Annotated in this window: 15 protein-coding genes; all 15 read left to right on the top strand. The window is 62.2% G+C overall.

Annotated elements, in window-relative coordinates; genetic code table 11:
* The first annotated feature begins 1 nt into the window (after position 1).
* The 15 genes from ftsL (at position 2) to secA (ending at position 19,315) form a co-directional block, all read left to right on the top strand.
* Entirely contained in the window at positions 2–316 is a 315-nt protein-coding gene (ftsL, locus tag AB5Y68_RS07665; protein ID WP_010675842.1) for a cell division protein FtsL, read from the top strand.
* Entirely contained in the window at positions 313–2,079 is a 1,767-nt protein-coding gene (locus tag AB5Y68_RS07660; RefSeq protein WP_010675841.1) for a peptidoglycan glycosyltransferase FtsI, read from the top strand. Before ftsL ends, AB5Y68_RS07660 begins: the two co-directional genes overlap by 4 nt.
* Before the next feature lie 95 nt (positions 2,080–2,174).
* Positions 2,175–3,659, top strand: a complete 1,485-nt coding sequence (murE, locus tag AB5Y68_RS07655) for a UDP-N-acetylmuramoyl-L-alanyl-D-glutamate--2,6-diaminopimelate ligase (protein WP_039040490.1) — start codon at positions 2,175–2,177, stop codon at positions 3,657–3,659.
* Positions 3,656–5,011, top strand: coding sequence for a UDP-N-acetylmuramoyl-tripeptide--D-alanyl-D-alanine ligase (gene murF / locus AB5Y68_RS07650; RefSeq protein ID WP_039040491.1), 1,356 nt, complete (start codon positions 3,656–3,658; stop codon positions 5,009–5,011). Before murE ends, murF begins: the two co-directional genes overlap by 4 nt.
* On the top strand, positions 5,005–6,087 hold the full coding sequence (gene mraY, locus AB5Y68_RS07645) for a phospho-N-acetylmuramoyl-pentapeptide-transferase (protein WP_010675838.1): 1,083 nt from the start codon (positions 5,005–5,007) through the stop codon (positions 6,085–6,087). Before murF ends, mraY begins: the two co-directional genes overlap by 7 nt.
* A 3-nt stretch (positions 6,088–6,090) precedes the next feature.
* Positions 6,091–7,374 (top strand): UDP-N-acetylmuramoyl-L-alanine--D-glutamate ligase, encoded by a 1,284-nt coding sequence (murD, locus tag AB5Y68_RS07640; RefSeq protein WP_039040492.1) that lies wholly within the window; start codon positions 6,091–6,093, stop codon positions 7,372–7,374.
* The gene (gene ftsW / locus AB5Y68_RS07635; RefSeq protein WP_010675836.1) at positions 7,371–8,555 is read left to right on the top strand and encodes a cell division protein FtsW; all 1,185 of its coding nucleotides are present in this window, start codon (positions 7,371–7,373) and stop codon (positions 8,553–8,555) included. Before murD ends, ftsW begins: the two co-directional genes overlap by 4 nt.
* The gene (gene murG / locus AB5Y68_RS07630) at positions 8,552–9,619 is read left to right on the top strand and encodes an undecaprenyldiphospho-muramoylpentapeptide beta-N-acetylglucosaminyltransferase (protein WP_039040493.1); all 1,068 of its coding nucleotides are present in this window, start codon (positions 8,552–8,554) and stop codon (positions 9,617–9,619) included. Before ftsW ends, murG begins: the two co-directional genes overlap by 4 nt.
* A 110-nt stretch (positions 9,620–9,729) precedes the next feature.
* Positions 9,730–11,184 (top strand): UDP-N-acetylmuramate--L-alanine ligase, encoded by a 1,455-nt coding sequence (gene murC / locus AB5Y68_RS07625; RefSeq protein WP_039040494.1) that lies wholly within the window; start codon positions 9,730–9,732, stop codon positions 11,182–11,184.
* A gap of 97 nt (positions 11,185–11,281) precedes the next feature.
* Positions 11,282–12,034: a cell division protein FtsQ/DivIB gene (locus tag AB5Y68_RS07620; protein WP_029314839.1), complete on the top strand. Its 753-nt coding sequence runs from the start codon at positions 11,282–11,284 to the stop codon at positions 12,032–12,034.
* Complete coding sequence (ftsA, locus tag AB5Y68_RS07615) at positions 12,015–13,274, top strand: cell division protein FtsA (protein WP_010675832.1); 1,260 nt, start codon at positions 12,015–12,017, stop codon at positions 13,272–13,274. Before AB5Y68_RS07620 ends, ftsA begins: the two co-directional genes overlap by 20 nt.
* Before the next feature lie 39 nt (positions 13,275–13,313).
* A complete protein-coding gene (gene ftsZ, locus AB5Y68_RS07610; protein ID WP_005305686.1) occupies positions 13,314–14,465 on the top strand; it encodes a cell division protein FtsZ in 1,152 nt (383 codons plus the stop codon).
* 102 nt (positions 14,466–14,567) lie between these two features.
* Positions 14,568–15,491, top strand: a complete 924-nt coding sequence (gene lpxC / locus AB5Y68_RS07605; protein ID WP_010675831.1) for a UDP-3-O-acyl-N-acetylglucosamine deacetylase — start codon at positions 14,568–14,570, stop codon at positions 15,489–15,491.
* A 140-nt stretch (positions 15,492–15,631) separates the two neighbouring features.
* The gene (locus tag AB5Y68_RS07600) at positions 15,632–16,537 is read left to right on the top strand and encodes a M23 family metallopeptidase (protein ID WP_039040495.1); all 906 of its coding nucleotides are present in this window, start codon (positions 15,632–15,634) and stop codon (positions 16,535–16,537) included.
* A gap of 57 nt (positions 16,538–16,594) precedes the next feature.
* Entirely contained in the window at positions 16,595–19,315 is a 2,721-nt protein-coding gene (secA, locus tag AB5Y68_RS07595; RefSeq protein ID WP_039040496.1) for a preprotein translocase subunit SecA, read from the top strand.
* Positions 19,316–19,340 lie beyond the last annotated feature (25 nt).

Genomic DNA, 19,340 nt, shown 5'->3' with positions numbered 1-19,340 from the left:
GATGAGCGACGTGCGCGTTCACCTCGCCAGGGAGATCGTTGCGGATCTCTGGCGCCACAAGTTGCAGGTCCTGTTGACCGTCGCAGTGCTGGTCACCGCCTTTGCGGTGATCCTGGTGACCAACATGACCCGGGGTCTGACGGCCAAGCAGAACGATCTGATGGCGGAGGAGGACAGGCTCAACATCGAGTGGCGCCACCTCTTGCTGGAACAGGGCACACTGGCTGAGCACTCCCGGGTGGCGAGTCTGGCCATGGACAAGTTGCAGATGGCTCGTCCCCTGGTGACCACTGAAAAGGTAATTACACAACCATGACACGCAAGGCCGCCACCAAGGCTCCGGCAAAGGACAAAGCCAAGGCGAAAGCACCCTCACTCTACCCGTGGCGCTTTCGTACCCTGGTTTTCTTCATCGGCATCGCGTTTGCGGGGCTGATCCTGCGGCTGGCCTGGATCCAGGTGATCGATCCGGACAGACTGCGCCAGGAGGGGGACATGCGCTCCCTGCGCACCACCTCCACCCAGGCGGTGCGCGGCATGATCACGGACCGCAATGGCGAACAGTTGGCGGTATCCGTACCGGTCGAAGCGGTCTGGGCTGATCCCAAGACGGTGCATGAGTCCGGTGCCATCCACAACGAGCGTGCCTGGCTGGCACTCTCCGCGGTGCTCAAGCTCGACATCAACACCCTCAAGCATCGCATCGCCAACCCGAGCAAGCGCTTCGTCTATCTGCAGCGTCAGGTGACGCCTGCGGTGGCCGAGTACATCAAGGGGTTGAAGCTGGGGGGCATCTATCTGCGCCCCGAGGCGCGCCGTTTCTACCCGACCGGCGAGATAAGCTCCCACCTGGTGGGGGTGACCAACATCGATGGCAGCGGCATCGAGGGGATTGAGCGCAGCTACAACGAGTGGCTGACCGCGACCCCTGGCGAGATGCGGGTGCGCAAGGACAGGCAGGGCCGCGTCATCGAGCGACTTGGCCTGGTGAAAGAGGGCAAACACGCCAACGATCTGCAACTGAGCATCGATCAGCGGGTGCAGGCGCTGGCCTATCGCGCCCTCAAACGGGCTACCGACGAGAACAAGGCCACCTCCGGCTCCATGGTGATGCTGGATGTGAAGACCGGCGAGGTGCTCGCCATGGTCAACACCCCCTCCTACAACCCGAACAACCGCGGCCAGTACCAGAGTTTCCGGGTGCGAAACCGGGTGGTGACCGATACCTATGAGCCGGGTTCCACGGTCAAGCCATTGATTTTGCTTAGTGCCTTGCAAGCCGGTGTCACCAGCTGGAAGGACTTCATCCCGGGCGGTCCCCTCTTCATCGGGGCCAAGCAGATCCGTGACGTGAGTATCCACAAGGCGACCAACCTGTACGACATCCTGCGCTACTCCTCCAACATCGGCATGTCGCGCATCGCGCTGCGGATGCCGGCCCAGGAGATGATCAATACCCTGAGCATGGTGGGATTCGGCATGGACACCGGCAGCGGCCTGATGGGGGAGAGCAGCGGCATGCTGCCCCAGCGTCGCCGCTGGTCCGACATCGAGCGAGCCACCCTGTCGTTCGGTTATGGTCTGCGAGTGACCCCGCTGCAGCTGGCCTCCGCCTACGCCACCCTGGCCAACAAGGGCAAGCGGGTGCCGCTCTCCATCATCAAGGTGACCAAGCCGCCCAAGGGTGAGCAGGTCATCGATCACAACAACGCCGCTGCCATGTTGCAGGCGCTGGAGTACGTGGTCAGCAATGCCATTCCCAAGGCCCAGATCCCCGGTTATCGGGTCGGTGGCAAGAGTGGTACCGCCAAGGTGGCCGTGGCTGGGGGCTATGGCAAGGACTACATGGCCTGGTTTGCCGGTTTCGCGCCGGCCAGCAATCCCCGTTTCGTCATGGTGGTGGTGATCAACGAACCCAAGGGGGATGCCTACTACGGCGGTGCCGTGGCGACCCCGCCCTTTGCGGAGGCCATGGGAGGCGTGTTGCAGCTCTTCAACATCCGTCCCGATGCGATCCCGCCCGAGGTACCCGCCAAGCTTGCCCGCACGGAGGCCAACAATGGCGCACCGCGTACTTGACGGGCATCCGGCTTTTTCCATCGGCCCCGCTGCTGTCGGGGCGTTTTCCATGGCGTGTACGAGCGCCCGCATTCCCGCATTTTCGGAGGCTTCCCATGCCGCCCCGCACACTTGATCAACTGATGAGCCGCTTCGGCATCGATGCCCCGGCGCTTTCCCTCACCGATCTCCAGCTCGACAGCCGGCGGGTCGGTCCCGGCTCGCTCTTCGTGGCGATTCGTGGCCATCAGGTGGATGGCAGGCGCTTCATCGAACAGGCGGTGGCTCAGGGAGCGACCGCCGTGCTGTTTGAGGAGGACGGAGAATTCGTCCCTCCGGCGACCCAGATCCCCTGCATCGGCATGAGGGATCTTCCCGCTCGTCTCTCCGAGCTGGCCGGTCATTTCTACGGTCACCCTGCGCAAAAGTTGCAACTGGTGGGCATCACGGGCACCAACGGCAAGAGCACCACGGCCCTGCTGGTGGCCAACTGGCGCACCCTGCTGGGGGGCAAGGCCGGGGTCATGGGCACCATAGGCAACGGTCTGTTTGGCGAGCTCATCGAAGCAGAGAACACCACGGGCAGCGCGGTCCAGGTGCAGGCCAATCTGGCCGCCTTGCAGCAGCAGGGGGCCGATCTGGTGGCGATGGAGGTCTCCAGCCACGGTCTGGTGCAGCATCGCGTGGCGGCCCTGCCGTTTGCCGCGGCAGTCTTCACCAACCTGAGCCGGGATCATCTGGACTATCACGGCACCATGGAGGCCTATGCCGCCGCCAAGGAGGAGCTGCTGAAGCTGGTGGATGAGCCTTGCGCCGTCATCAACGCCGATGACCATCTGGGACGGCAATGGCTGGCGACCTATCCCGGTGCAGTGGCCTTCGGGGTTCATGGTCCGATTGAAAACCATGCTGGACGACAACTGACGGCGCAGGATCCCCATTTCCACCAACAAGGTTTTGATACGCGCATTAACTCCAGCTGGGGGAATGGTGTATTATCCGCCCCCTTGCTCGGCCGCTTCAACGTCAGCAACGTGCTGGGCGCCATGGGTGCCATGCTGGTGCTCGGCTACGACTTCGATGACCTGCTGGCGACGGCCCCCAGACTGCAACCGGTGACCGGTCGCATGGAGTGCTTCGGCGGTGGCGATGCACCGCTCGCCGTGGTCGATTACGCCCACACCCCGGATGCGCTGGAGAAGGCATTGCAGGCCCTGCGGGTGCACTGTCACGGCCGGCTCTGGTGCCTGGTGGGATGCGGCGGCGACAGGGATCGCGGCAAGCGTCCCATGATGGCTGCCATGGCGGAGCAGCATGCGGACTGCGTGATCCTGACCGACGACAATCCCCGTACCGAGGAGCCGGCCCGGATCATGGCCGACATGGTGGCGGGTCTTCGCGATCCCGGCGCCGTGCAGATCGAGCACGACAGGACCAAGGCAATCCAGTTGGCACTGAGCCAAGCGAGCAAAGAGGACATCATCCTGGTGGCCGGCAAAGGCCACGAGGATTATCAGATCATTGGAACCGACAAGCGGCACTACAGCGATCGGGAAACCGTCGCAGCCGCCTTGCACACATTAATGGAGTCATTCAAATGATGACCCTCAGGCTTGCCGACCTGGCGCAGGTGCTCGATGCCCGTCTGATCGGGGGCGACCATGAGATCACGGCGGTCAGCACCGACACCCGTACCCTGGGCGCGGGGGCGCTGTTCGTGGCCCTGCGCGGCGAGCGTTTCGACGCCCACGATTTCTGCGACCAGGCGGTTGCCGCCGGCGCCAGTGCCCTGCTGGTGGAGCGCGAATTGCCGCTGGCCATTCCACAACTGGTGGTGGGCGACACCCTCAAGGGGCTTGGGCGTCTGGGCAGGCTGGTGCGCGAGCGCATCAATCCGAAAGTGCTCGCCATCACCGGCAGCTGTGGCAAAACCACGGTGAAGGAGATGGCGACGGCCATCCTGCGTTGTGAAGGGGAGGTGCTGGCCACCGCCGGCAACTTCAACAACGAGGTGGGGGTGCCGCTGACCTTGCTGCGCCTCGAGCCGCAACACCAGTTCGCGGTGATGGAGCTGGGAGCCAACCACCCGGGTGAGATCGCCTGGACCACGTCGCTCGCCAGACCCGACGCCGCCATCATCAACAACGTCGCTGCCGCGCACCTGGAAGGCTTTGGCTCCCTGGAAGGGGTGTTCCATGCCAAGAGCGAAATCTTCGAAGGGTTAGGCGAGGGCGGCACCGCCATCGTCAATGCCGACAACGAGTTCTGGCCGAAGTGGCGTGAAAAGGGCATCCAGTGCGCCTTCTCCCTCGAGGATCAGCGTCAGCCGTTCCACGCCCGCGACATCGTGCTCAACGAGCAGGGTTGTGCCGGGTTCGTGATGGTGACGCCCCAGGGAGAGGTGAACCTGACCCTGGCCATTCCGGGCCGCCACAACGTGGCCAACGCCCTGGCTGCTGCCGCCGGGACCCTGGCCCTGGGCGCATCGCTTGCGTCCGTCAAGGCGGGGCTGGAGCAGATGGCGCCGGTCAAGGGCCGTTTCTGCGTGCAACGCTGGGGTGGCCTCACCCTGGTGGATGACACCTACAACGCCAGCGTGGAGTCCGTGCTGGCGGGTATCGATGCCCTGACCGCCATGAACGGCTACAAGGTGCTGGTATTCGGTGACATGAAAGAGTTGGGTGAGGAGTCCGCCGCGCAGCATGCCCGGGTCGGACACCACGCCCGTGAGCAGGGCCTCGATGCCGTGCTGACCGTAGGGGAACAGAGTCGCCACACCGCAGATGCCGCGGCTGGCCGACATTTCGATAACAAGGCGTCGTTGTTTGAAGTGCTTGCGCAAATGATAAAGACACATCAGGAAATTTCGATTCTGGTCAAGGGCGCCCGTGGCTCCCGCATGGAAGATATCGTCGAGATGGTCAAGGGCCATCAGGAGTCAGCCACATGCTAGTCTGGCTGGCGGAACTTCTCACCCCGCACTTCACCTTCTTCAACGTCTTCTCCTACCTGACGTTTCGCGCCATCCTGTCGATCATCACCGGTCTGGTGGTGGCGCTCTGGATGGGGCCGCGCCTCATCCGTCGCCTGCAGATCATGAAGTTCGGCCAGGTGATCCGCAACGACGGTCCCGAATCCCATCTCAGCAAGAAGGGCACCCCGACCATGGGCGGCCTGATGATCATTGCAGCCATTTTCACTTCTGTGCTGCTCTGGTGCCGCCTCGACAACCCCTATGTCTGGCTGGTGCTGTTCGTGCTGGGGGCCTATGGCGCCATCGGTTTTGCCGATGACTATCTCAAGGTGGTGCGCAAGAACACCGACGGCCTCATCGCCCGCTGGAAGTACTTCTGGCAGTCCGCGGTCGCGCTGGGTGTGGCAGTCTTCCTCTACGCCACGGCCACCCACGATGGTCAGACCCAGCTGGTGGTCCCCTTCCTCAAGGATGTGATGCCCCAGCTCGGCCTGATGTTCATCCTGCTGACCTACTTCGTCATCGTCGGTACTTCCAACGCGGTCAACCTGACCGATGGCCTGGATGGCCTCGCCATCATGCCCACCGTGATGGTGGCGGGGGGCTTCGCCCTGATCGCCTGGGCGACCGGTAACGTCAACTTCGCGAACTACCTGCACATTCCCTACGTGCCCTACACCTCCGAGCTGGTGATCGTCTGTACCGCCATTGTGGGCGCGGGCCTGGGCTTCCTCTGGTTCAACACCTACCCGGCCCAGGTCTTCATGGGGGATGTGGGTTCCCTGGCCCTGGGCGGCGCGCTCGGTACCATCGCCGTGCTGGTGCGCCAGGAGTTCCTGCTGGTGATCATGGGGGGGGTCTTCGTGATGGAGACCGTCTCGGTGATCCTGCAGGTCGGATCCTACAAACTGCGCGGCGTGCGGATCTTCCGCATGGCCCCCATCCATCACCACTATGAGAAGAAGGGCTGGCCGGAGCCGCGCGTCATCGTGCGCTTCTGGATCATCACCCTCATGCTGGTGCTGCTTGGCCTCGCCACCCTGAAGGTGAGGTAAGCCATGGTCATCATCATCGGACTCGGCAAAACCGGACTCTCCTGCGTCGATTACTTCCTCGACCGCGGCGTCACGCCGCTGGTGATGGACACCCGTGCCAATCCGCCGGGCAAGGACGAGCTTCCCCCCGAGGTGGAGCTCATCCACGGGTTGGACGCTGAGCGGCTCAAGCAGGCGCACATGATAGTGGCGAGCCCGGGCATCGCCCTGGCGACTCCGGAGTTGAAGGCCGCCGCCGAGTTCGGAGTGCGCATCGTCGGTGACATCGAACTGTTCGTGCGTGAAACCCAGACGCCCGTCATCGCCATCACCGGCTCCAACGGCAAGAGCACGGTCACCACGCTAGTGGGTGAGATGATCGCCGAGGCGGGACTCAAGGTCGGTGTGGGGGGCAATATCGGCACCCCGGCGCTGTCGCTCCTCAAGCAGCCCATGGATCTCTGCGTGCTGGAACTCTCCAGCTTCCAGCTCGAGACCACCTGCAGCCTGCGGGCCGCCGCCTCCGTGGTCCTGAACCTCAGTGAAGATCATATGGATCGCTATGCCGGCATGGCGGATTACCGCGCCGCCAAGATGGAGATCCATCAGCACTCCCAGCACATCCTGATCAATCGCGACGATCCCCAGACCCTGCCCGATGTGGGTCAGGTGTGGCAGAGTTTCGGCCTCGACTGCAACGGCTACGGTCGCTGCGAGCTGGAGGGCCGTCACTGGCTGACTTTGCACGGCGAGCCGCTCCTGGCGGTGGACGAGATGAAGATAGTGGGTGCCCACAACCAGGCCAATGCCCTGGCGGCCATGGCCCTGTGCGATGCGGTGGGCATTCCCCGCGAGGCACAACTTGCCGTGCTGCGCCGCTTTGAAGGCCTGCCTCACCGTGCCCGTTTCGTGCGGGAGGTAAATGGGGTGCGCTGGATCAACGACTCCAAGGCCACCAACGTGGGGGCGACCTTGGCCGCCGTGGCCGGGGTACGTGAAGCGGTCAAGGGCCGACTGCTGCTGCTGGCCGGTGGCCAGGGCAAGGGGCAGGACTTCGGCCCGGTGCAGGCCCTGCTCGGCAGCCAGATCGATCACATGTACTGCTTTGGCCAGGATGCCGAGGTGCTGCTGGCCCTGGGCGAACAGACCGAGCGGGTTGCCGATCTTGACGCTGCTGTCGCCAAGGCGGCGGTCGATGCCAGGCCCGGTGACTGGGTGCTGCTGGCTCCGGCCTGCGCGAGCCTGGATCAGTTCAAATCCTTTGAAGCGCGCGGCGATCGCTTCACCGAACTGGTGATGGGCTTATGAACGCCCTGCGCGTGGTTGCGGGATTCTTGCAGCGCTGGTTGCTACCGGCGCGCCCCGCCGGTCTCTACGATCGGCAGCTGGTGGTGCTGGCACTCGCCCTGATGGGCGTCGGGCTGGTAATAGTGGCGTCCGCTTCCATTCCTGAGGGGATCGCCATCAACAACGATCCCTTCATGTTCGTGAAGCGCCACGGCATGTTCCTGGTGATGGCGCTGGGTATCTCCTGGTTCGTGTTGCAGGTACCCATGGCACGTTGGCAGCACTACAACGGCCCCATGTTGCTGCTGGCCATCGTGCTGCTGGTGATGGTGTTGCTGGTGGGGCGCAGCGTCAACGGCTCGGTACGCTGGCTGCCGCTGGGCCCCTTCAACCTGCAGCCGGCCGAGTTCGGCAAGCTGGCGCTGTTCGTCTATCTGGCAGGCTATCTGGTGCGCCGCCAGAGCGAGGTGCGCGAACGCTTCATCGGTTTCATGAAACCCATGGCGGTGCTGTTCGTGGTGGCCATCCTGCTGCTGGCCCAGCCGGATCTCGGGTCAGTGGTGGTGATGTTCGTCACCTCCCTCGGGATGCTGTTCCTGGCCGGTGCCCGGCTGGTGCAGTTCATCGGTCTCATCCTGGTGGGGGTGAGCGCCGTGGTGACCCTGATCATCGCGGAGCCCTACCGGATGCGGCGGGTGACCTCCTTCCTCGACCCCTGGGCCGATCCCTTTGGCAGCGGCTATCAGCTGACCCAGTCCCTGATGGCCTTTGGTCGGGGGAGCTGGTTTGGCGAGGGGCTCGGCAACTCCATCCAGAAGATGGAGTACCTGCCGGAGGCCCACACCGACTTCGTGTTCGCCATTCTGGGCGAAGAGCTGGGCTACGTGGGGGTGCTTGGCGCACTCTTCCTGATTTTTGCGCTGGCGGTGAAGGCGCTCAAGCTGGGTCACCAGGCGCTGGTGGCCGAGCGGCTCTATGAAGGTTATCTGGCCATCGGCATCGGCATCTGGTTCAGCTTCCAGACTTTCGTCAACGTCGGTGCCGCCAGCGGCATGATGCCTACCAAGGGGCTGACCCTGCCGCTGGTCAGTTATGGCGGCTCCAGTCTCATCATCATGATGGTGGCGGTGAGCATGTTGATTCGTATCGATTTCGAGTTGCGCCAGGCGAGTGCCCAGGCGCGCGTGCGGGAGGTTGCGTGAGCAAGACGTTACTGGTGATGGCGGGTGGTACCGGGGGCCATGTGTTCCCCGGCCTGGCCGTCGCCGATCGCCTCAAGGCCCAGGGCTGGACCATCCACTGGCTCGGCACTGCCGACCGGATGGAGGCGGAGCTGGTGCCTGCCCATGGTTATCCCATCTCCTTCATCGACATCCAGGGGGTGCGTGGCAACGGCATCAAGCGTCTGCTCGCGGCGCCCTACCGTGTCATCAAATCCGTGCTGCAGGCCCGCCAGGTGCTCAAGACCATCCAGCCCGATGTGGTGCTGGGCATGGGGGGCTTCGCCTCCGGCCCGGGTGGCGTGGCCGCCTGGCTGTCCGGCATTCCGCTGCTGCTGCACGAGCAGAATGCCGCCGCCGGTCTGACCAACAAGCTGCTGGCCCGTATCGCCAGGCGGGTACTGATGGCCTTCCCCGGTGCCTTCGCCCCCAATGCCCGTACCGCCGTGGTGGGCAACCCGGTGCGCCCCGAGGTGGTGGCGCTGCCGGATCCCCAACTGCGCAGCAGCAGCAATCCTCTGCGCCTGCTTGTGGTCGGTGGCAGCCTGGGGGCCCGGGTCCTCAACGAGCAGGTGCCTCCTGCGGTTGCAGTTGCCGGTGTGCCCATCGAGGTGCGTCACCAGTGCGGCAAGGGCAACGGGGAGGCCGTGGCTGCCTCCTATGCCGGGCTGGGGGTCGAGGCCGAGGTGAGTGAATTTATCAAGGACATGGCGGATGCCTATGCCTGGGCTGACCTGGTGGTGTGCCGCGCCGGCGCATTGACCGTCTCCGAAGTGGCCGCTGCCGGTGTGGCCGCCATCTTCGTGCCCCTGCCCCATGCGGTGGACGATCACCAGACCCGCAACGCCCTGACCCTGGTCGACGGCGGTGCGGCCGAGTTCCTGCCCCAGTCCGAGCTGACGCCGGCGGCGCTGGCGTCGCGCCTCTCCTGGCTCGCCGGGCGCAGGGAAACTCTGTTGAACATGGCCCAGGCCGCGCGCCGGGTCGCCATCATCGATGCTGCCGAACGGGTTGCCGATGAGTGCAAACGGCTCGCCACCGGCTGAGCCAAACGAGATGGAAGGCCAAGATGTGCCGCCAAGGCCCCGCTTCTGTCTTCGAACTGATGAATGTCGCCGAATGAAAATGGCCTGTGGCCGCGAATTGAGAAAGAACTATGACCAAGGTTGAACTGGCAAAACTGCGTACCGTTATCCCCGAAATGCGCCGCGTGCGTCGCATCCACTTCATCGGCATCGGTGGCGCCGGTATGGGCGGTATTGCGGAAGTGCTTGCCAATGAAGGGTATCAGGTGACCGGCTCGGATCTGGCCCGCAACGGGGTGACCGAACGCCTGGCCTCTTTGGGTGCACACATCTTTGTCGGTCACTGTGCCGAGCATGTGGACGGTGCCAGCGTGGTGGTGGTTTCCACCGCCATCAAGCAGGACAACCCCGAGCTGCTGGCTGCCCGCGAGCTGCGTATTCCCGTGGTGCGCCGCGCCGAAATGCTGGCTGAGCTGATGCGCTTTCGTCACGGCATCGCCATCGCCGGGACCCACGGCAAGACCACCACCACCAGTCTGGTGGCGAGCATCTATGCCGAGGCGGATCGCGATCCCACCTTCGTCATCGGCGGTCTGCTCAACAGCGCCGGCACCAATGCCCGCCTGGGCAGCAGCCGTTATCTGATTGCCGAGGCGGACGAGAGCGACGCCTCCTTCCTGCATCTGCAACCCATGGTCTCCATCGTGACCAATATCGAAGCGGATCACATGGACACCTATGGTGGCGATTTCTCCAGGTTGAAGGCCACCTTCATCGATTTCCTGCACAACCTGCCGTTCTACGGCCTGGCCGTGGTGTGCGTGGATGACCCCGTGATCCGCGGCATGCTGCCGGAGATAGCCCGTCCTACCCTCACCTACGGTCTGAGCGATGATGCCGATGTGCAGGTGCTGGACTTCGTGCAGACCAGCAATCGCAGCCGCTTCCGGGTGCGCCGTGCAGGGGCGGGTGAGCTGGAGGTGACCCTGAATCTGCCGGGCATCCACAACGCCCTCAACGCCGCCGCCGCCATCGCGGTGGCAACCGAAGACGGCATCGGCGACGAGGCCATCATCCAGGCACTTTCCAAGTTTGAAGGGGTGGGGCGCCGTTTCCAGCAATATGGCGAGTTCGAAACCGGCCGTGGCAAGGCCATGTTGGTGGACGATTACGGTCATCACCCGAGCGAAGTGAAGGTGACCATCAACGCCGCTCGTGCCGGCTGGCCCGAGAAGCGGCTGGTGATGGTGTTCCAGCCGCACCGCTACAGCCGGACCCGGGATCTCTACGAAGATTTCGCGGATGTGCTTTCCAAGGTGGACGTGCTGGTGATGCTGGAGGTCTATGCCGCCGGTGAGGAGCCCATTCCCGGTGCCGATGGCCGTGCCTTGTGCCGTTCCATCCGCTCCCGCGGCACCCTGGAGCCCATCTTTGTCGCAACGCCGGATGATGTGCCCGCGGTGCTGGCCGACCTGATTGGCGAGGGGGATCTGGTATTGACCCAGGGGGCGGGTAACGTCGGTGCGCTGGCCCGTCGTCTCGGCGAGATGAAATTGAGCGTGGATAGCATGAAATCCGGTGCCTGAGGGCCCAATGAGTATTTTGACCGCCAAGCCGAGGCCTATATAATGGCGAACCGGTCTGCAAGTGGCCGGCATGGCGCGTTTTACGGGGATCGATCGGGTGGAGGCAAGGGCACAAGGGCGCACCAAGGGGGGCTTCATCGCCGGGGTGGCATTTTTCATCCTGGTCATGTGGGGGCTCTACCAGACTGCGCTGGATGTTAAAGACTGGCTGACGGATGCCAGTCGGTTGCCCATGAGCGAGCTGTTGCTGCAGGGGCAACACGAATATTTGAAGGCCGATGAGTTGCGTGCTGCCGTGCTGGATGGTGCCGAACTTCGCAACTTCTTCGAGCTGGATGTGAACGAATTGCAGGCGCGTCTGAACGCTCTGCCCTGGGTGGCCCAGGTCTCGGTACGAAAGAAGTGGCCGAACAAGATCAAGGTCTATCTCACGGAACAGGATGTGGCGGCTCGCTGGAACGGCAACCGCTTCGTCAACACCAAGGGTGAGGTATTCAGTGCCCCGGACAGGGTGAAGAAGCCCCTGATGCAGTTGTCCGGGCCCGATGATCAGGCCGCCAAGGTGCTGGAAGCCAGCCATCAGTACGAAACGCTGCTGGCGGCCAAGGGATACAAGTTGCTGGGGGTGAATCTGACCCCCCGCCATGCCTGGGAACTGACCCTGGATGGCAACATTCAGCTGTTTGTGGGGCGCTCGGATATCGCGCTTCGTCTGCAGCGGTTTATCGATGCCTTTCCGGTCATCGAGCCCCGTGAGCGGGTTGCTTACGTGGATCTTCGATACGACACCGGGATGGCAGTTGGCTGGAAGAAAAGCGAAGAGAAAGTGAATGACCAACACCGCAGATAGAAATTTGATTGTCGGACTGGATATCGGCACGACCAAGGTGGCGGTACTGGTTGGCGAAGTATTGCCTGATGGCGAACTCAATGTCATCGGCATGGGCAGCCACGCTTCTCGCGGGATGGAGAAGGGCGGGGTCAATGACCTCGACTCCGTGGTCAAGTCCCTGCGCCGCGCGGTGGAAGAGGCCGAGATGATGGCAGACTGCCAGATCAGTTCCGTCTATCTGGGGCTGTCCGGCAAGCACATCGATTGCCGCAACGAGACCGGCATGGTGCCCATCTCCGACGAAGAGGTGACCCAGGAGGATGTGGACAACGTCATCCACACCGCCAAGTCGGTGCGGTTGTCTGACGAGCTGCGGGTGCTGCACGTGCTGCCCCAGGAGTTCGCCATCGACTATCAGGAAGGGATCAAGAACCCGGTCGGCCTCTCCGGCGTGCGGATGGCAGCCAAGGTGCATCTCATCACCTGCCACAACGACATGGCGCGCAACATCGAGAAGTGTGTGGAGAAGGTGGGTCTGCGGGTGGATCAGCTGATCTTCTCCGCCCTGGCCTCCAGCTACGCCGTGCTGACCGAAGACGAGAAGGAGCTGGGTGTCTGCGTGGTGGACATCGGTGGCGGCACCATGGACATGTCGCTCTTTACCGGCGGCGCCCTGCGTCACACCAAGGTGATTCCCTATGCCGGCAGCACGGTGACCAGCGACATCGCCTATGCCTTCGGCACGCCGCCGCTGGATGCGGAGGCGATCAAGGTGCGCTACGGCTGCGCCCTCGGCCGCCTGGTCAGCAAGGAAGACAATATCGAAGTGCCCAGTGTCGGCGGTCGCCCGGCGCGCAGCCTGCAACGGCAGACACTGGCGGAAGTGATTGAACCCCGTTACACCGAGTTGCTCTCCATGGTGAATGACGAGCTGGTGCGGGTGCAGAGCGAATTGAAGGCACAGGGGGTCAAGCATCAGCTGGCCGCCGGTGTGGTCTTGACCGGTGGCGCGGCCCAGATCGAAGGCATTGTGGAGTGCGCAGAGCAGATCTTCCAGAGCCAGGTCCGGGTGGGCGAGCCCATGAATATCCGGGGATTGAGTGACTACGTACAGGCACCGGTGTACTCGACTGCGGTCGGGTTGTTGCAGTACGGCCGCACCAACCAATCCACCGGCAGTAACAAGGAATATGCCGCCAAGGCAAGCGTAGGTGGGCTGGTCAAACGGGTCAGCAACTGGTTGCGTGGCGAGTTCTAAAGATTTTGCTGAGTCAGGCAAATAAAGCGGAGAGACAACATGTTTGAATTTATGGATAGCCACACTGACGAAGCCGTCATCAAGGTGATAGGTGTGGGTGGCGGCGGCGGCAACGCAGTCGAGCACATGGTTCGTCAAAACATCGAGGGTGTCGAGTTCATCACCGTGAACACCGACGCCCAGGCACTGCGCAACTCCAGCGCCAACACAACCCTGCAGATCGGCGGTGGCATCACCAAGGGTCTGGGTGCCGGGGCCAACCCGGAAGTGGGTCGTGACGCCGCCATGGAAGACAGGGAAGCGCTGCGCGAGCTGCTGACCGGTTCCGACATGGTGTTCATCGCTGCCGGCATGGGTGGTGGTACTGGTACAGGTGCTGCACCGATCGTGGCCGAAGTGGCCCGCGAGATGGGTATCCTGACCGTTGCCGTCGTGACCAAGCCGTTCTCCTTCGAAGGGAAGAAGCGGATGGGCTTCGCCGCTCACGGCATCGAAGAGCTCTCCAAGAACGTCGACTCCCTGATCACCATCCCCAACGACAAGTTGCTGAAGGTACTGGGTCGCGGCATCTCCCTGCTGGACGCCTTCAAGGCGGCCAACGATGTACTGCTGGGTGCAGTACAGGGCATCGCCGAACTGATCACCCGCCCGGGCCTCATCAACGTCGACTTCGCGGACGTGCGGACCGTGATGCGCGAGATGGGTACCGCCATGATGGGTACCGGCTCCGCCTCCGGTGACGACCGTGCCGAAGAAGCGGCCGAGAAGGCCATCTCCAGCCCGCTGCTGGAAGACGTGGATCTGGCCGGTGCCCGCGGCATCCTGGTCAACATCACTGCTGGCATGGACATGACCATCGAAGAGTTCGAGACCGTGGGTAACGCGGTCAAGGCCTTCGCGTCCGAGAACGCCACCGTGGTGGTGGGTACCGTAATCGACCCGGAAATGCACGACGAACTGCGCGTTACCGTAGTGGCGACCGGTATCGGTGCCGAGCGCAAGCCCGACATCACCCTGGTCAAGAACAACATGGTTCAAGAGCGTCCGGCCCGTCAGCCCCTGATCAGCGAAGCCCTGCAGTCTCGCGTGATGGAAGAGGCCCCGGCCAAGGTGGTGAACGCCGAGCCGCAAGCTCGTCGCGAACCGGATTATCTCGATATTCCTGCGTTCCTGCGCAAGCAGGCAGACTAAGCCTCTGATGGCTCTGGTTTGTTTGTTGCTTAAGGATTGTGCTAAGATGGCCCGGCAACGACCATCTGGTCAGGAATTTGAGCTGTTAAAGCGGATACGCCCATGATTAGACAAAGAACCTTGAAAACGAGTGTCCAGGCCACCGGTGTGGGTCTGCATTCGGGCCGGAAAGTCACAATGACGTTCCGTCCGGCGCCTGTTAACACAGGGATCGTTTACTTGCGTACCGATCTGAATCCTGTGGTCGCGCTGCCAGCCAACGCCGATCAGGTGCGTGATACCGTGCTTTGTACCGCTCTGGTGAACGAAGCCGGTGTTCGCGTGTCGACCATCGAACATCTGTCTGCCGCTCTGGCCGGGATGGGGATCGACAACCTCTATGTCGAGGTTGATGCTCCCGAGATCCCGGTAATGGACGGCAGTGCGCATCCGTTCATCTATCTGCTGCAGGAAGTGGGTATTCGTGAACAGAACGCACCCAAGCAGTTCGTGCGGATCAAGCAGAGCATCCGGGTTGAAGACGGCGACAAGTGGGCGGAATTCCACCCCTATCGCAACGGCTTCAAGATGGATCTCGAGATCGATTTCCAGCATCCGGTGTTTGAAGGCCGCAACCAGCGTTGCGTGCTGGACTTCTCCGGCAGCTCCTTCGTGAAAGAGATCAGCCGTGCCCGTACCTTCGGCTTCATGCGTGATATCGAGTACCTGCGTTCCCAGAACCTGGCACTGGGCGGCAGCCTGGAAAACGCCGTGGTGCTGGATGACTACCGGGTGCTGAACGAAGATGGTCTGCGCTACGAAGACGAGTTCGTGAAGCACAAGATGCTGGATGCCATCGGCGATCTGTACATGTGCAATCGCAGTATCATCGGTGAATTCCGTGCCTACAAGACGGGCCATGCCCTGAACAACAAGCTGCTGCGTGCCCTGCTGGCCCAGCAGGAGGCCTGGGAACTGGTGACCTTCGAGGGTGAGGGCGACAAAGCGCCCATCGCTTACTACGACAACGGTCTGGTTCTGGCCTGATAGCTGTGCAACAGGACGTCGGTCATCTCTCCGCACCGACGTCCTGTCATTTGTTTATTCCATTCTTTAATACCGATTATCTCCCGGTTTTATTGCCCGTGCAGGCCCTTGGCCTCACCTGACCGAGAAGACAGATTTCTATGAGCATTACCCTGATCCTCCACGGTAAGCAGCGCCGCAGGTTGCACTTACCCAAACAACGTCTGGCCTGGGTCGGCGGTATTCTCTTCACTGTATTGGCCTTGGGGGGCGGCTGGCTCTGGCAGAGCTGGCAGCAGAAAATGGAGGCGCTGGAAGTGGCGCTGACCCTGGCGCAGCAGCAAAAATCCACGCAAGGGGCCGATGAAGCCCGCGAACAGCTTGCCATGCTGGCCGCCCAGGTGGGCACCATGCAGGGACAACTTGGTCGCCTCAACGCCCTCGGCGAGCGCCTGACCGAGAAGGCGGACCTCGATCCCGAGGAGTTCAACTTCAAGGAGCTGCCCCCGATGGGTGGCCCTTCCTATGATGCAGACCTGGAAGTCAGCCTGGGTGAACTGCAAGATTCCATGGAACACCTCAGCCGTCAGCTCAGCAGCCGCGAAGAACAGCTGTCGGTACTTGAATCCTTCATCATGAACCACCATATCACCGATGCGGGTTTCATCCCCGGCTCACCGGTCAAACAGGAGCGTGTCTGGATCTCCTCCGGTTTCGGTGGGCGGGTCGATCCGTTCAACGGTCGCGCCAAGATGCACAAAGGGGTGGATTTCCGCGGCAGGCCCGGCACCCCCATCCTGGCGACAGGCAAGGGGATTGTCAGCTGGGCGGGGCGCCATCCGGAGTTTGGCAACATGGTGGAGATTGACCATGGCAATGGTCTGGTCACCCGCTATGCCCACAATTCCAAGTTACTGGTGGATGTGGGCACCCTGGTCGATGAGGGCCAGAAGATTGCCCTGATGGGGCGAACCGGTCGTGCAACCGGAGTTCATTTGCATTACGAAGTGTTGAAAGATGGTCGTCAGGTCAACCCCGCGCGCTTTCTGAATGCCAGACGGGGTTAGGTTTTTTCTTCAGGTTCCAGTGACGGAACGCTTATATAACCAAAACAGTTGGTACCCATGATTAGCACACTGCTCACCAAGATTATCGGCAGCCGGAACGACAGAACGCTCAAGGCTTTGCGCAAAATTGTAAAACAAATCAATGCGATGGAGCCTCAGTTCGAGGCACTGTCCGATCAGGAACTGCAGGCGAAGACCGCCGAGTACCGTCAGCGTCTGGAGCAGGGCGAAACACTGGAGCAGTTGCTGCCGGAAGCGTTCGCCACCGTCCGTGAAGCCTCCCGCCGTGTGTTCGGCATGCGTCACTTCGACGTCCAGCTGATCGGTGGCATGGTGCTGAACTCCAACCGCATTGCCGAAATGAAGACAGGTGAAGGTAAAACCCTGACGGCCACCCTGCCGGCCTACCTGAACGCCCTCACCGGCCGCGGTGTGCACGTCGTGACGGTGAACGACTATCTGGCCAAGCGTGATGCGGAAGCCAACCGCCCGCTGTTCGCCTTCCTCGGCATGACGGTGGACTGCAACGTGCCCGGCATGGATGCGTCCCAGAAGCGCGATGCCTACGCTGCCGACATCACCTACGGTACCAACAACGAATTCGGTTTCGACTACCTGCGCGACAACATGGCATTCTCGCCGGAGCAGCGCGTACAGCGCCCGCTCAACTACGCGCTGGTGGATGAGGTGGACTCGGTGCTCATCGATGAAGCCCGTACTCCGCTCATCATCTCCGGTCCGGCGGAAGACAGCTCCGCCATGTACACCCAGATCAACAAGCTGATCCCGCTGCTGGTCAAGCAGGACAAGGAAGACTCCGAGGAGTACACCGGTGACGGCCACTACACGGTGGACGAGAAGAACCGCCAGGCGCTGCTGACCGAGAACGGCCAGATCTTCGTGGAAGAGCTGCTCAAGAAAGAGGGACTGCTGGCCGAGGATGACTCCCTGTTCTCCGCCACCAACATCAGCCTGCTGCATCACGTCAATGCCGGCCTGCGTGCGCACACCCTGTTCGAGCGCAACGTCGACTACATCGTCCAGAAGGACGAGATCGTCATCGTCGATGAGCACACCGGCCGCACCATGCCGGGTCGTCGCTGGTCAGACGGTCTGCACCAGGCGGTCGAGGCGAAGGAAGGGGTCAAGATCCAGAACGAGAACCAGACCCTGGCCTCCATCACCTTCCAGAACTACTTCCGTCTGTACGACAAGCTGGCGGGCATGACCGGTACTGCGGATACCGAAGCCTTTGAATTCCAGCAGATCTATGGCCTGGATACCGTGGTCATCCCGACCAACAAGCCGATGGTGCGCAAGGACATGGGCGATCTTGTCTACCTGACCGCCCAGGAGAAATACGCGGCCATCGTGCAGGACATTCGCGAGTGCGTGAAGCGCGGCCAGCCCGTGCTGGTCGGTACCGTCTCCATCGAGAACTCCGAGCTGCTCTCCGGCATCCTGACCAAGGAAAATATCCCGCACAAGGTACTGAACGCCAAGTTCCATGCCATGGAAGCGGAGATCGTCGCCCAGGCCGGCCAGACCGGCGCCGTCACCATCGCCACCAACATGGCCGGTCGTGGTACCGACATCGTGCTGGGCGGCAACTGGCAGGCGGAGATCGCCCAGCTGGAAAACCCGTCAAGCGAGCAGATTGCCGAGCTGAAAGCGGCCTGGCAGGTGCGTCATGACGAAGTACTGGCGGCCGGTGGCCTGCACATCATCGGTACCGAGCGTCACGAATCCCGCCGTATCGACAACCAGCTGCGCGGCCGTTCCGGTCGTCAGGGTGATCCGGGTTCCTCCCGCTTCTACCTCTCCATGGAAGATACCCTGATGCGGATCTTCGCCTCCGACCGCGTGACCGGCATGATGAAGAAGCTGGGCATGGAAGAGGGCGAAGCCATCGAGCATCCCTGGGTGACCAAGGCCATCGAGAATGCCCAGCGCAAGGTGGAAGGTCGCAACTTCGACATCCGTAAAAACCTGCTCGAGTTTGACGACGTGGCCAACGATCAGCGCAAGGTGGTCTACGAGCAGCGCAACGAACTGCTGGACACCAACGACATCTCCGAAACCATTCACGTCATCCGTGACGACGTCTACGGGGCCATCATCGATGAGTACATCCCGCCCCAATCCTTGGAAGAGATGTGGGACGTGCCGGGTCTGGAAGCGCGTCTGAAGTCCGATTTCGCCCTGGATCTGCCGCTGCAGCAGTGGCTGGCGGAAGACGACAAGCTGTATGAAGAGAAGCTGCGCGAACGCATCCTGGATGAAGCCACCAAGCTCTATGCCCACAAGGAAGAGCTGGTCGGCAAGGAGGTGCTGCGCAACTTCGAGAAGGCGGTGATGCTGCAAACGCTGGATGGTCTGTGGAAGGAGCACCTGGCGGCCATGGATCACCTGCGCCAGGGCATCCATCTGCGCGGCTACGCACAGAAGAACCCCAAGCAGGAGTACAAGCGCGAATCCTTCGATCTGTTCACCCAGATGCTGGAGACCCTCAAGCGCGACGTGGTCAGCATCCTGAGCCGGGTACAGGTGCAGGAGCGGGATGTGGAGGCGATGGAAGAGCAGCAGCGCCAGCAGGCCGAAGCCGCTCCCCGTACCTACACCCATGCCACGGCCGAAAACCAGCTGGCTGACGAGGAAACAGGTGGGGCCGAGGGCCATACCACCTTCGTGCGCGACGAGCAGAAGATCGGGCGCAACGATCCTTGCCCCTGTGGTTCGGGTAAAAAATACAAACACTGTCACGGTCAGCTGACCTGACACCCTGCCATGATGAATACACCGC

It is taken from the genome of Aeromonas sp. R6-1 (genome assembly GCF_040908165.1).
Classification (GTDB): Bacteria; Pseudomonadota; Gammaproteobacteria; order Enterobacterales; family Aeromonadaceae; genus Aeromonas; species Aeromonas caviae.
Note: the sequence above shows the minus strand (reverse complement) of the source record. Positions and strands in the feature narration are given on the sequence as shown.

Bases quoted from the DNA above. Each gene is read 5' to 3' on its own strand.
- ftsL (WP_010675842.1), top strand. From the start codon at position 2: ATGAGCGACGTGCGCGTTCACCTCGCCAGGGAGATCGTTGCGGATCTC.
- AB5Y68_RS07660 (WP_010675841.1), top strand. From the start codon at position 313: ATGACACGCAAGGCCGCCACCAAGGCTCCGGCAAAGGACAAAGCCAAG.
- murE (WP_039040490.1), top strand. From the start codon at position 2,175: ATGCCGCCCCGCACACTTGATCAACTGATGAGCCGCTTCGGCATCGAT.
- murF (WP_039040491.1), top strand. From the start codon at position 3,656: ATGATGACCCTCAGGCTTGCCGACCTGGCGCAGGTGCTCGATGCCCGT.
- mraY (WP_010675838.1), top strand. From the start codon at position 5,005: ATGCTAGTCTGGCTGGCGGAACTTCTCACCCCGCACTTCACCTTCTTC.
- murD (WP_039040492.1), top strand. From the start codon at position 6,091: ATGGTCATCATCATCGGACTCGGCAAAACCGGACTCTCCTGCGTCGAT.
- ftsW (WP_010675836.1), top strand. From the start codon at position 7,371: ATGAACGCCCTGCGCGTGGTTGCGGGATTCTTGCAGCGCTGGTTGCTA.
- murC (WP_039040494.1), top strand. From the start codon at position 9,730: ATGACCAAGGTTGAACTGGCAAAACTGCGTACCGTTATCCCCGAAATG.
- ftsA (WP_010675832.1), top strand. From the start codon at position 12,015: ATGACCAACACCGCAGATAGAAATTTGATTGTCGGACTGGATATCGGC.
- ftsZ (WP_005305686.1), top strand. From the start codon at position 13,314: ATGTTTGAATTTATGGATAGCCACACTGACGAAGCCGTCATCAAGGTG.
- lpxC (WP_010675831.1), top strand. From the start codon at position 14,568: ATGATTAGACAAAGAACCTTGAAAACGAGTGTCCAGGCCACCGGTGTG.
- AB5Y68_RS07600 (WP_039040495.1), top strand. From the start codon at position 15,632: ATGAGCATTACCCTGATCCTCCACGGTAAGCAGCGCCGCAGGTTGCAC.
- secA (WP_039040496.1), top strand. From the start codon at position 16,595: ATGATTAGCACACTGCTCACCAAGATTATCGGCAGCCGGAACGACAGA.